Source organism: Flagellimonas beolgyonensis, from assembly GCF_003992615.1.
In the GTDB taxonomy this organism is placed as follows: Bacteria; Bacteroidota; Bacteroidia; order Flavobacteriales; family Flavobacteriaceae; genus Flagellimonas; species Flagellimonas beolgyonensis.
The window spans coordinates 436,004-448,624 of sequence record NZ_RZMY01000018.1 but is presented as its reverse complement, the minus strand read 5'-3'; the positions used below and the strand labels follow the sequence as shown (position 1 = coordinate 448,624).

The following is a 12,621-nucleotide window of genomic DNA, read 5'->3' as shown; positions in this document are numbered from 1 at the left end:
AGTCAGTCTTCTTTACCAGCCTTGAACAAAAAGTCCTTTTCTTCCTTGGACAGGCTCTCGTAACCCGATTTGCTGATCTTATCCAAAATGGTGTCGATCTTACGCTGTCGGGCCTGCCGATCATATGCTGCCTTACTATCGGCACTCTGTTTTTTGTACACTGTTTTAAGGGGGGACTTTTTCTTGGGTTTGAACAAATTGGCGATGCCATTCATGAGCTTGGCAAATCCCCCACCAATATCCTTGCCGTTCATCAACTGTCGAGCATAGATGTACCCGAGGAAGGCTCCACCCAAATGGGCCAACCGTCCTCCAATATTTCCACCGTAGGGGATTTGAATGAGATCTACCAGCACAAAAAATGCCCCTATATACCACAATTTCACATTGAAAAAGAATACACGCACCTCTTGATTTGGAATATAAGTACAAACAAAGATCAGCACCGCGGTCACCCCTGCGGAAGCACCGATCAAGGCGGTGTTGGTGTTCAAAAGGGTCGGAAACACATTGTAACTGAACAGAAATACCAATCCGCCAACAATAACTCCCAAAAAGTAGACATTGAGGAACCTTTGGCCATCAAACAGGTTTAGAAAAATCCTGCTGGAAAAGTAGAGCATGACCATGTTCCAAAAAATATGCATGAACCCAGCATGGAAAAAGGAATAGGTCACCAAGGACCAAGGTTGTCCGATAAACTCGATAAAATCCTTGGGAAGCAAAAACCAATTGGACAATGAAAAGGCCATGAGTGCTTTCAGCAGACCATCCACCAAAAAGACCAAAATATTGGCCACGATGAGCTTTTCAGCAATGCTCAACCGCGCAAATTGGTATCGTAATCCTCCGTTAGCCATATATTAATCCCACCTTTTGTTATTGAACTGGTTCTTTTTCCAGTACCACATCATTATAAAACCGATCAATGCACCCCCGATGTGGGCAAAATGGGCCACTCCTGTATTCACGTTTCCGATACCAAAGATCAGATCCACTGCAATCAAAATCGGAACAAAATACTTGGCCTTGATGGGTACTGGTAAAAATATCAGCATCAATTTGGCTTCTGAATACATAAAAGCAAAAGCCACCAAAATACCGTAAATGGCACCGGATGCGCCAACTGCAGGAATCTTTAGACTTGTATGTGCATGAAAAAGAGCAGGGAAATCAATATTTAAAAACTGAGGATCGATTCCCTTACTTCTTAAAACAGATGCCGCATTCTCAAAAAATACCTGTCCTACAAATTGATTTCCCACTTGGCTATTGACATTCAGAATTTCATAATAAATGTCCTTGGAAATAAAATTACTAATTGAACTGTATGCTTCCTGCACATAGTAAAAATTCACTCCTATATGCAAAGCTGCAGAGCCCAAACCTGCCGAGAAATAAAAGAAAAGAAACTTGTTTCGTCCCCAAACTCGCTCCAAAGGCGTACCAAACGCCCACAAGGCATACATATTAAAGACGATGTGCATCAAACTCCCATGCATAAACATATGGGTGATAATCTGCCACCATCTAAAGTTGACATTTTTGGGAAACCAAAGCGACATCCATTGGAACATTTGATCCCCATACAATTGTGTGGCAAAAAACATGATCACGTTAATGATCAACAAATGTTTTACTGCCTCTGTCATTCTACCCATCTAACTGAATTTTTTATCGATATCCCCTTCGGAGATAATGGTATACGTTAATTTTTGGAACGGGCTCAGGGTCGGTTCCTTGCAAGCGAATAAATTGTTCACCAAGGCCAACTGCGATTCCTGGTCCAGCACATCGCCGGTTTTCACGGCCAAATTTTTGGAAAGCGCCTTGGCCAAGACCTCGGCCTGGGATAGGGAACCATCCGAAAAGCCCTCCTTGTAATCCGAGATCAATCGGTCCAATACTGTGCCAATTCCGCTCTCGGGCACCGCCAAGGGCATGCCTGTCACTTTTACCGTTTCGTGTTCCAAACTTTCGAATGCAAAACCAATATTGGATAAACTTTCCTGTATCTCGTTCAGTATGCCCAAATCCTGCTTATTAAAAGTAAGCTCCAACGGAAACAACAATTGTTGGCTCACCCCCTCTTTCACTGTGATTTCCCCTAAAAACTTTTCAAAGAGAATGCGTTCATGGGCCCGGTTCTGATGAATGACCAACATGCCGGATTTAACGGTGCTCACCACAAATTTTCTACGTAATTGGAATGTGGTGGCCATGTGTTCGGCCAATTCATCTTCGCTGTACAACGTGCCCTGTTCCTCGCCCTCCGATTCGATCACCACACTGCTGAAGGTGTCCCCTTCCGCATCCGATTGCAACCCTTCATAAAGTCCCTCCCAACCTTTGGTGCTCGGTTTTTGAAATGACCTGGAGACCCTGCTCACTGTTCCCGTCTCCTTAAAAGGATTAAAGGAAGCGTCCACGGTGACCTTGGGCAAAACCACATCCTTTTCCTTATAGGCATAAGGGGTGTCCAAGTTGGGATCGTGGTCAAAATCGAGGACCGGGGCCACATTGAACTGTCCCAAGCTATGCTTTATGGTCGAACGCAGAATGGCATAAAGGGTGTTTTCATCGTCAAACTTAACTTCAGTCTTGGTCGGATGAATATTAATATCGATGGAAGAAGGGTCAACCTCCAAATACAAAAAATACCCGGGATGCATATCTGTTTTGATCAACCCCTCAAAAGCGGCCACCACGGCATGATGGAGATACGGACTTTTGATGTAGCGATCGTTGGCAAAGAAAAACTGCTCGCCCCTACTCTTTTTCGAGAATTCCGGTTTACAGATAAAGCCAGATATTTTTACCACTTCGGTTTCCTCCGTCACCGGTACCAAACGATCTTCCATTCGACTGCCAAAAATGTGGGCGATGCGCTGGCGGTGTTTGGTTTTGGGCAGACTAAAAATCTCGGACCCATTATTGTAAAAATGAAAGGCAATGTTCGGGTGTACCAAAGCCACACGATGAAACTCATCCGTAATATGGCGCAGCTCCACTTGGTTGGATTTTAAAAAATTGCGGCGGGCTGGAATATTAAAAAACAAGTTCTTTACGGAGATGGATGTACCCTTGGGCATAGCGACCACTTCCTGGGAAACAATTTTACTGCCCTCTATTTTGATGTGGGTGCCCACCTCGCTGCCCTCCAAACGCGTTTGCATGTCCACATGGGCAATAGCGGCAATGGAAGCCAAGGCTTCTCCTCGAAAACCTTTGGTATGTAAATTGAAAAGGTCCTGAGCGGAAGAAATTTTTGACGTAGCGTGCCGCTCGAAAGACAATCGGGCATCGGTCTCACTCATTCCCTTACCATCATCCACCACTTGAATAAGGGTCTTGCCCCCATCCTTTATGATCAATTTAATGGACGTTGCCCCGGCATCAATGGCATTCTCCAAAAGCTCCTTGACCACTGAGGCTGGTCGTTGGACCACCTCCCCTGCTGCTATCTGGTTGGCAACATGGTCGGGTAAAAGTTTGATGATATCCGCCATTATGGATTCAGGAATATCGATAAATCGAAGTCGATGATGAAAAGGAACAATAGCACCAAAACGGCAATTATGATTGCAAAACGCAGCTTCATATTCTTATCGCCCTCTGTATTTAAATCATCCATTGCCGACCGGAACTTGTTTTTCAGTCCCCGGTTGGGTTGGGCCGTACTTCGGAATTTATCCAGTTTATGTTCAATTTTATAAGGATTGCCTTCGCCTTTATAGTAGCGCGGGGCATAATCAAAGCTCTTATTTTTCCTCAGTTTTAAAGGGTTTCGCATGATATCCTTATCCAATAGTCTCAAAGGTACTCAAAATAGAAAAAAAGGGTCGGGAACACCTCCCAAAAAATGTTAACAGTAAAGGAAAGTTGAGCAATAGGATAACTAGAATCGTTGGATTGGACCTTTCGTGGGTCCAATTACTTTCCTATAACCGCCATTTGAATGGCGACTATGGCCGCCTCGGCTCCCTTATTGCCGTGTTTGCCGCCGCTTCTGTCCCTGGATTGTTGAATGTTATCATCCGTTAGCACACAGAAAATTACGGGCACATCGTAGTTTACATTAAGATCCATGATGCCCTGGGCGGTTGCACTACATACAAAATCGAAGTGGCTGGTCTCCCCTCGAATGACACTACCAATGGCAATGATGGCATCCACCGATTGGGTCTGTATCATTTTTTTACAGCCATAGGTAAGTTCAAAACTTCCAGGCACGTTCCAACGCAGTAGGTGTTCCGGTAGGGCCCCACAATCCAAGAGTGCCTCCCGTGCACCTTCAAAAAGGGCTTCGGTGATTTCTCCGTTCCATTCTGAAACAACAATCCCAAACCGAAGGTCCTTCGCATTTGGGATTGCATTTTTATCGTAAGCTGATAAGTTTTTGTTCGCTGTGGCCATGGTTTAGTTTTGGGCCATCCCGATCAAGGCATCAATATTGTTGCCTTCCTGGGAATTCGGATATTCTTCCTTGATGCGCTCAAAATAGTCAAGTGCCTTGCCCTTTTGTCCCATTTCAATCGCCAATACACCGGCCTTGTACAAAAATCGGGGTGCTGTAAAATCGTTGTTGCTATGGGCAATGGCCTTTTCGTAATAATCCAAGGCATCCTCTGGCTGGTTCAATTGGGAAAAAGCATCCCCAATACCTCCTTTTGCCATTGCACCCATGATATCGTCATCCGATGAAAAACTTTCCAAATGGGAAATGGCCTGATCGTATTGTTTCAAGTTCAAATAGGTCATACCCGCAGCATATTTGGCCAAGTTGGCCGCTTTGGTACCGCTGTATTCCTCGATGATGTCCAAGAAACCATACTTACCTTCTGCCCCGTTCAAGGCCAAAGTAAACAATGAATCACGTTCAGCCTCACTGGCCAACGCTTGGTCAAAATATTGTTGTGGATAAAAAAGTTCGTTCGCTGCAGCAGCTTCCTTTGGTTTTTGGATGAACTGATGGTAACCCAAATAAGCCAAAACACCGATTGCAACGGCCCCAATTACGCCCAAAATATAATTTTGGTTCTTTTGGACCCACGCTTCCGTCTTGGAAGCACCTTCATCCAATGTATTGAAAACTTCAGCAGTTGTACTGTCGTGTTCTTCTATTTGAGCTTCCTCAGCCTTGTTTTTTGGCTTAAAGCCTCTCTTCTTGTATGTTGCCATCCGTCATTTAATTGGTCGCGCAAAAATAAAGTTTTTATCCAAAACCAAAAGGTAATTTATTCGTTATTTTTGGAATCGCCCAAATGGGACAAAACCCACTGAACAAAATATTTCTCAATCCCTTTATGTTTTTAAGACATTTAGCCTTAGTCAATTATAAAAACTTTGACTCCAAAGAATTGGAATTCGACCCCGTCATCAATTGCTTGGTGGGTGACAATGGTGTGGGAAAGACCAATATTTTGGACGCCATTTACCACCTGTGCTTTGGTAAAAGCTACTTTAATCCCGTGGCCACCCAGAATATAAAGCATGATACCGATTTTTTTGTGGTGGAAGGGGAATTTGAAAAGGAAGGTAGATCGGAAAAGATCCTTTGTAGTTTTAAGAAAGGGACCAAAAAAATAATCAAACGCAACGGAAAACCTTATGAAAAGTTTTCCGAGCATATCGGGTTTTTACCATTGGTGATGATCTCCCCTTCGGACCGCGACCTGATCTTGGAAGGCAGCGAAACCCGGCGCAAGTTCATGGATGGGGTCATTTCCCAATCCGATAAGGGGTACCTGCAAAACCTGATCAAATACAACAAGGTGCTCACCCAGCGGAATTCGCTTTTGAAGTACTTTGTGGCCAACCATACCTTCGACCCCGACACCCTGGCCATTTACAACGAACAGTTGCACGGTTTGGGAACACAGATTTACGAAAAAAGGGTGGAGTTCATCAATGCTTTTCTACCCATTTTCAAGGAACAGTACCACCATATTTCAGATAAGGATGAACAGATCATGCTTTCGTACCAAAGTCAACTATCCGAGGGCAACCTATTGGACTTATTGAAGGCCAACGTGGACAAGGATCGTGCACTGCAGTATACATCGGTCGGGACCCATAAGGACGACTTGGATTTTTCCATTGCCGGACATCCCATTAAAAAATTTGGAAGCCAAGGGCAACAAAAATCCTTTTTGATCGCATTGAAGTTGGCCCAGTTCCATTTCATTAAGGAACAGGCCAAAACCACTCCCATTTTGTTGTTGGATGATATTTTTGACAAGCTGGATGAAAACCGGGTGTCGCATATTGTTGGGCTGGTGAAAAACGACAATTTCGGGCAGATATTTATCAGTGATACCCATGCAGAACGAACAGAAAATGTGGTGAAGAACATTCATCAGAGCTATAAAATATTTACCTTGTAGTGCCATGAAAAAGCTGATTCCTCTTTTTATCGCGATTCTGATCTTAGGCTGCAAAATTGACGGCGTTTCCGAAGCCGATGTCCATTTTTTGAACGGGTATTGGGAAATAACCGAAGTGGAGTTTCCCGATGGTTCGGTAAAGACATACGGCCTCAACCAGAATATCGATTTTATCTATTTGGAAAATGGCGAAGGCTATCGAAAAAAACTACAGCCCAAGTTTGATGGCTCTTTTGACACCTCCAATGATATGGAATATTTCACGCTAACAACCACTGAAAATGAGGTTGTCTTACACTACAAAAGTGATTTTAGCGAGTGGGAAGAGCAATTGGTACACATCGATTCCATGACCTTCTCCGTGACCAATCCAGAAGGTGTCCGGTATACCTACAAGCGTTTTGAACCCATCAAAATTCCACAGTAATGGCCAAGCGACAAAATTCCCATTTGCCATTGAGTGAAGCCTTGAGCGAATTTATCAAGGAAAACAAACTGCAAAAGGGCATGGATAAAGTGGATGCCCGCGAAGCATGGTCCAATTTGATGGGCAACGGGGTGAACAATTACACCACGGCGGTGGAACTCAAAAACGAAACGCTTTTTGTTTCCCTATCCTCCTCCGTGCTCCGTGAAGAACTGAGCTTGGGCAAGACAAAGATCATTGCGATGATCAATGAGGAATTGGGAAGGGAATTGGTCAAAAAGCTGGTGCTTCGGTAAACAAAAAAAGCCACTCAATTTAAGTGGCTTCTCCGTATTGTTTTAAGCACTAACCTAGTAAATTTCCCTTCCTGAAAAATGGAAAGCACCTTCAATGGCTGCATTATCATCACTGTCGGAACCGTGAATGGCATTTTCACCAATGCTGGCAGCATACAATTTACGGATGGTACCTTCTGCAGCTTCAGCAGGATTTGTGGCACCGATCAACGCACGAAAATCGTCAACCGCATTGTCTTTTTCCAAAATGGCGGCCACAATGGGACCACGGGTCATAAATTCGACCAACTCACCAAAGAACGGACGCTCTTTGTGGATGGCATAGAACTCCTCGGCATCCCTCTTGCTCAATTGGGTATACTTCATGGCCACAATCTTGAAACCGGCAGCTGTTATTTTTTCCAAAATCGCACCGATGTACCCGTTTTCAACGGCATCTGGTTTAATCATGGTAAACGTTCTGTTTCCTGTCATTTCTTAAAAAATTTTGCGCAAAAGTACAGTTTTTCGAACAACGGGCAAGGTTTAATAGGTTTGTTTTAACTCTTGGAGCACGGTCCCATTATCACCCATCATCTTTAGATCCAATTCTTTCTCATCAAAATAGATGGAAACCGTACCATAACTTTTATCGGATACCACCTCCCCCACGCGATATTGATTGGGTTCGCCGTTAAAACTTGAATAGGAATGCGTGAGACCACTGCTGGTAAAATCAATCAACGGATAAGGCAAGCCCGATACCTCTTTTTTCGAAAATTCGGAAATATGTCGGTCTCCGGAAAGTATCAAAACCCCCTTCGCGCCCGATTGTGCAATCAGGGTTTCCAATTTTTCGGTTTCCTTTGGAAAATTGCCCCAGGTCTCAAAACCATGCTCCCCGGACAAAACTTGAATACTGGACATGATCAGGTTAAAATCGGCCTGGGAGGAATCCAATTCGTTTTTTAGCCACGCCCATTGTTCCGCTCCCAGCACGGTTGCCGAATCCGAAGTATCTGGCTTGTAACGCCTGTTGGGATCCTCATCCTTGATCAGGTCGCTTCGAAAATACCGCGTGTCCAGGACCAAGATCTTTACCGAACCCTTGGATGTCTCCAAGGTATGGGCGGCATAGACCCCTTCCCTATTTCTTCGATCGCTGTTGGCCGGTACGCCCATAAAATCCAAAAATACCTGCTGGCTTTCTTTTTTTACAGTAAAGCCGGCACCGCCATCGTTTAGGCCAAAATCGTGGTCGTCCCAGGTACCGATAATGGGAATTTTGGCTTTTAGTTTGGCATAGCTCGGTACGCTATCTTGTTTGGCATAAATGGTTCGTAGTCGGTCCATGTCATCGGTATCCGCATAAACGATATCACCGCCCCAAATCCACACGTCGGGGTTTTCTGCCAAAATATCGTCCCAAAAAGGATTGTTTTCCTCGGGCATGTTGCACGATCCAAAAGCCACCACCAAATCTGGGAATCTTTCTTGAGTTGGTGCTTCCGCTGGTTCTGTTTTCGATTTGCATCCCAACAAAAGTGAAAAGCAAATCGACAAAAGGGTAAAATACTTCATGGTTTATATTTAGTGTTCCAAAAATACGGATATTGCAGGTAAGCACTCTATGATATTATTGTATATTTGGCCGCATGAATCCAGAGGACATCACTACCGTAAAGTCGTTACTCTCCCAACCCCAAAAAATTGCCATCATACCCCATAAAAACCCTGATGGTGATGCTATGGGTGCCGCCTTGGCAGTGTATGCCTTTTTGAAGGACAAAGGCCATGAGGCAAACGTGATTTCCCCCAACGATTATCCCAAATTCCTGAAATGGATGCCCGGCAATGACGATGTGGTGAATTTTGAAAGGGAAAATCAAAAGGCCCAACAATTGCTACAGGAGGCTAATTTGATTTTCACTTTGGATTTCAACGATCTGTCCCGGGTCGGACAAATGGAAACGGCATTGAAGGAAGCTTCTGCCGATTTCATCATGATCGATCACCATCAGCAACCGGGCGATTATGCCAAGGTTACCTATTCGGATGTTTCCATGAGCTCCACCTGTGAGATGGTGTATAATTTTATTGATTTTTTGGGTGAAACGGACAACATCACCAAAGCGATAGCCACCAACCTGTATACCGGTATTATGACGGATACGGGCTCTTTTAAATATCGGTCCACATCGAGCAAAACGCATCGCGTGGTCGCCGAATTGATTGATAAAGGGGCCGAAAATATGGAAATACACCAGCACGTTTTCGACACCAATTCCCCTTCCAGGTTGCACTTGTTAGGTGTTGCTTTGAGCAATATGGTCATTCTTTCGGAATACCGTACAGCCTACATTACCCTGACACAAGATGAGTTGGATGCCCATGATTATAAAAAAGGAGACACCGAAGGTTTTGTGAATTACGGACTTACTTTGGAGAATATTGTTTTTGCGCTCATATTCATTGAAAACAGGGAAGAAGGCATCATCAAAATATCGTTGCGTTCGGTAGGGGATTTTTCGGTAAACGAGTTTGCAAGAGCACATTTCAATGGTGGTGGACATACCAACGCTGCAGGAGGAAGAAGTGATTTGAGTATGGACGAGACCGTTGCCCGATTCCAAGAAATCCTGACAAACTATAAAAGTGAATTGAATCCATGAGACTAGTTTTGATCCTTTTGCTGGCTTTGCTGGTGGTGAATTGTGGCGGACCGGAACCCAGAAGACCTGTCGAGGTAAAATCCGGAAGCTTTTATAAGGAATCCATTGAGCGAAACAAATTATTGATTGCCAAGGAAGAAGCCCTTATCAAGGAAATTATAGCAAAAGATACCGCACACAGTTACCAATCAAACCCAAACGGGTTTTGGTACTATTTTGAAACCAAGAACGACACAGCAACCTATGCGCCAAAGACCGGAGACCAGATTTTGTTTTCCTATAACTTGATAGGATTGGATAACGATACCATTTATACCGCTGAGCAAATTGGACCCACTTCTTTCGTGATCGATAAGCAACAGCTCTTTCCCGGCCTTCAAAATGCGGTGAAATTGTTGAAGGTAAATGAAAAGGCAACCTTTATATTTCCATCCTTGCAAGCCTACGGTTATCAAGGGGACAATAAGGCCATTGGTCCGATGACGCCTTTGAAAGCATCCGTGGAATTACATACCATAATCATCAATAAAGACAGTATAAACTAAATAAACAAAAATGAAAAAATCCCTTTATATCCTGACCTTGGCCACTTTGGCCTTTCTAGGGTGCAAAACCAGTAAATATGCTGATTTGGGCGATGGTATTTTTGCCGATATCCAAACCAGCAAAGGAGATATCATCGTTAAATTGGAATACCAAAAAACACCGGTAACGGTGGCCAACTTTGTTTCCCTTGCCGAAGGGAACAACCCTTTCGTTAGCGAAGAATACAAAAACAAAAAATTCTATGACGGCATTGTTTTCCATCGTGTGATCAAGGACTTTATGATCCAAGGTGGTGATCCTACCGGCACAGGAAGTGGCAATATCGGGTATACCTTTAAGGATGAGATCAACGATTCGCTACGCCATTCCAAAAAAGGAATCATTTCAATGGCCAACAGGGGACCAAAGACCAACAGCAGTCAATTCTTCATCACCCATAAAGAAACGCCCTGGTTGGATGGCAAGCACACCGTTTTTGGTGAGGTTGTCTCGGGAATGGACGTGGTGGATTCCATCGCCAATACCAAAACCGCAGCTCGGGACAGACCCGAGGTCGATGTGGTCATGAACCATGTGGAAATTGTTCGCAATGGTCGTGAAGCCAAAAAATTTGACGCCGTTAAGGTAATGTCCGATTATTTTGAAGAAGCAAAATTGGCTGAAGCCGAGTTTATCAAAATGAAGGAAGACCTTGCTGCAGAATTTGCAGCGCAAATGGCCACTGCAGAAGAAACCGCTTCTGGACTGAAAATCTTAAAATTGACAGAAGCCAATGGTGAACAACCAAAAATCGGTCAAAAAGTTTTAGTAAACTATGCCGGTTGGTTGTCCAACGGGGAGTTGTTCGATAGCAACATCGAGGAAATTGCGCTCAAGTTCAACCAATTGAACCCAGGCAGACGGGACCAAGGCGGTTACACCCCCTTTCCCATGGATTACAGTCCAGATGCACAATTGGCTGCAGGCTTTAGGGAAGGTCTTTTGACCATGAAGGTTGGGGACAAGTTCCGTTTGTTCATTCCACCGCATTTGGGATACGGTGACTACGATTACGGACCCATCCCAGGTGGCTCCACCTTGGTATTTGATATTGAAGTGGTGGGAATCGCCGAATAATCACTTAGACATAAAACTAAAAAAGCCGTACTTTTCAGTTCGGCTTTTTTTTATGGACCATTAGATCATTTCCCAACAGCACATATGCAACCGAAACTTAAAAACGCCTTAGCGATTACCTTGCCTATACAGATTATAATGGTGCAATGGTTGGCCCAGTATCCCGATGTGGTGGAAACCTATTACAGTAAAGGGCTGTATCCGTACATTGCTTCCTTTTTACGGATCCTCTTCGGATGGCTTCCCTTTTCCTTTGGGGATGTACTCTACACGCTCTTGTTTCTATTGGCCGGAAGATATATATTCAGAAAATGGAAGTCCATCAAAGGGCAACCCTGGTCGTTTGTTAAAAGCATTTTGGCAGCCTTGTCCATGGTGTATTTTGCATTTCACATGCTTTGGGGAATGAATTATTACCGACAACCCATCACCTGGAAATTGGGTATTGACCGGGAATACACCGAAGCGGAATTGATGGAGTTCACCCAATACCTCATTGCACAATCCAACCAACTTCAAATGGAGTTGACGGGCGATAGCATTTCCCCGGTACATATTCACTATTCGCGAAGTGAAATATTTAATAAGACGGTTCAAGCTTACGAACAGCTTCAAAATACCTATCCCGATTTTGCCTACGCCCACCCCAGTTTAAAATCATCCCTTTACAGCTTTCCTTTGACAGTCATGGGCTATGGGGGCTATCTCAACCCCTTTACCAACGAAGCCCAAGTAAACGGTTTGACCCCCTTGTTTCGAATGCCCGTGGTCAGCGGCCATGAGGTGGGACATCAATTGGGCTATTCCGCTGAAGATGCCACTAATTTCATCGGACATTTGGTCACTTTGGAAAGTGAAGACCCCTATTTTAAGTACGCTGCATACCACCATGCATTGGGCTATTGCCTCAATGATCTTTTTAATAAAAACGAATCGCGCTACACCGAAATATTGCCCTCGATCAACGCAGGAGTGAAAGCAAATTTTAAGGAACTACAGGATTTTTGGAAAAAATATGAAAATCCGTTGGAGCCGGTGTTCAAATCCGTGTTCAACACATTTTTAAAGGTGAACAACCAAAAGGAAGGCATAAAAAGTTATAATTCGGTCGTGGGGCTCATGATCAACCACCGAAAACAGCAAATCGGCAACAAGCCAAACTTGTGAGGTACTTGCACATAGGCTATATTTAAGCCAAC

Annotated in this window: 15 protein-coding genes; 7 read left to right on the top strand and 8 right to left on the bottom strand. The window is 44.1% G+C overall.

Going from position 1 to position 12,621, the window contains the following annotated elements:
• Positions 1-2: 2 nt before the first annotated feature.
• The 6 genes from EO131_RS16585 to EO131_RS16560 form a co-directional block, all read right to left on the bottom strand.
• Positions 3-860: a rhomboid family intramembrane serine protease gene (locus EO131_RS16585; RefSeq protein WP_127024901.1), complete on the bottom strand. Its 858-nt coding sequence runs from the start codon at positions 858-860 to the stop codon at positions 3-5.
• Between the two features lie 3 nt (positions 861-863).
• Complete coding sequence (locus tag EO131_RS16580) at positions 864-1,661, bottom strand: rhomboid family intramembrane serine protease (RefSeq protein WP_127024898.1); 798 nt, start codon at positions 1,659-1,661, stop codon at positions 864-866.
• Positions 1,662-3,509, bottom strand: coding sequence for a DNA mismatch repair endonuclease MutL (gene mutL / locus EO131_RS16575; protein WP_127024895.1), 1,848 nt, complete (start codon positions 3,507-3,509; stop codon positions 1,662-1,664).
• Positions 3,509-3,793, bottom strand: coding sequence for a riboflavin synthase subunit beta (locus tag EO131_RS16570; RefSeq protein ID WP_127025195.1), 285 nt, complete (start codon positions 3,791-3,793; stop codon positions 3,509-3,511). Before EO131_RS16570 ends, mutL begins: the two co-directional genes overlap by 1 nt.
• Positions 3,794-3,933: 140 nt before the next feature.
• Positions 3,934-4,416 carry a 6,7-dimethyl-8-ribityllumazine synthase gene (gene ribH, locus EO131_RS16565; RefSeq protein ID WP_127024892.1) on the bottom strand — a complete coding sequence of 161 codons (483 nt, stop codon included), beginning with the start codon at positions 4,414-4,416 and terminating at the stop codon, positions 3,934-3,936.
• A 3-nt stretch (positions 4,417-4,419) separates the two neighbouring features.
• Positions 4,420-5,181, bottom strand: coding sequence for a tetratricopeptide repeat protein (locus tag EO131_RS16560; protein ID WP_127024889.1), 762 nt, complete (start codon positions 5,179-5,181; stop codon positions 4,420-4,422).
• A gap of 125 nt (positions 5,182-5,306) precedes the next feature.
• Here EO131_RS16560 and recF point away from each other — a divergent pair, with 125 nt between their 5' ends.
• Genes recF through EO131_RS16545 form a run of 3 tightly spaced genes read left to right on the top strand, consistent with a single transcriptional unit; the run spans position 5,307 to position 7,109 of the window.
• Entirely contained in the window at positions 5,307-6,386 is a 1,080-nt protein-coding gene (recF, locus tag EO131_RS16555) for a DNA replication/repair protein RecF (RefSeq protein WP_127025192.1), read from the top strand.
• A gap of 4 nt (positions 6,387-6,390) precedes the next feature.
• Entirely contained in the window at positions 6,391-6,813 is a 423-nt protein-coding gene (locus EO131_RS16550; RefSeq protein ID WP_127024886.1) for a hypothetical protein, read from the top strand.
• Positions 6,813-7,109 (top strand): DciA family protein, encoded by a 297-nt coding sequence (locus EO131_RS16545; RefSeq protein ID WP_127024883.1) that lies wholly within the window; start codon positions 6,813-6,815, stop codon positions 7,107-7,109. The genes EO131_RS16550 and EO131_RS16545 overlap by 1 nt, the downstream gene beginning before the upstream one ends.
• Before the next feature lie 54 nt (positions 7,110-7,163).
• Here EO131_RS16545 and EO131_RS16540 read toward each other — a convergent pair whose 3' ends face one another.
• Both EO131_RS16540 and EO131_RS16535 read right to left on the bottom strand, forming a co-directional pair.
• Positions 7,164-7,583, bottom strand: a complete 420-nt coding sequence (locus tag EO131_RS16540) for a nucleoside-diphosphate kinase (protein ID WP_127024878.1) — start codon at positions 7,581-7,583, stop codon at positions 7,164-7,166.
• Positions 7,584-7,634: 51 nt separating this feature from the next.
• Positions 7,635-8,669, bottom strand: a complete 1,035-nt coding sequence (locus EO131_RS16535) for an alkaline phosphatase D family protein (protein WP_127024875.1) — start codon at positions 8,667-8,669, stop codon at positions 7,635-7,637.
• A 74-nt stretch (positions 8,670-8,743) separates the two neighbouring features.
• Here EO131_RS16535 and EO131_RS16530 point away from each other — a divergent pair, with 74 nt between their 5' ends.
• The 4 genes from EO131_RS16530 to EO131_RS16515 all read left to right on the top strand — a co-directional run bounded on the left by EO131_RS16530 (position 8,744) and on the right by EO131_RS16515 (position 12,589).
• Positions 8,744-9,760 carry a DHH family phosphoesterase gene (locus tag EO131_RS16530; RefSeq protein WP_127024872.1) on the top strand — a complete coding sequence of 339 codons (1,017 nt, stop codon included), beginning with the start codon at positions 8,744-8,746 and terminating at the stop codon, positions 9,758-9,760.
• Positions 9,757-10,305, top strand: a complete 549-nt coding sequence (gldI, locus tag EO131_RS16525; RefSeq protein WP_127024869.1) for a gliding motility-associated peptidyl-prolyl isomerase GldI — start codon at positions 9,757-9,759, stop codon at positions 10,303-10,305. The genes EO131_RS16530 and gldI overlap by 4 nt, the downstream gene beginning before the upstream one ends.
• Positions 10,306-10,315: 10 nt before the next feature.
• Entirely contained in the window at positions 10,316-11,422 is a 1,107-nt protein-coding gene (locus EO131_RS16520) for a peptidylprolyl isomerase (protein ID WP_127024866.1), read from the top strand.
• An 84-nt stretch (positions 11,423-11,506) separates the two neighbouring features.
• On the top strand, positions 11,507-12,589 hold the full coding sequence (locus EO131_RS16515; RefSeq protein WP_127024862.1) for a DUF3810 domain-containing protein: 1,083 nt from the start codon (positions 11,507-11,509) through the stop codon (positions 12,587-12,589).
• Positions 12,590-12,621: the final 32 nt, after the last annotated feature.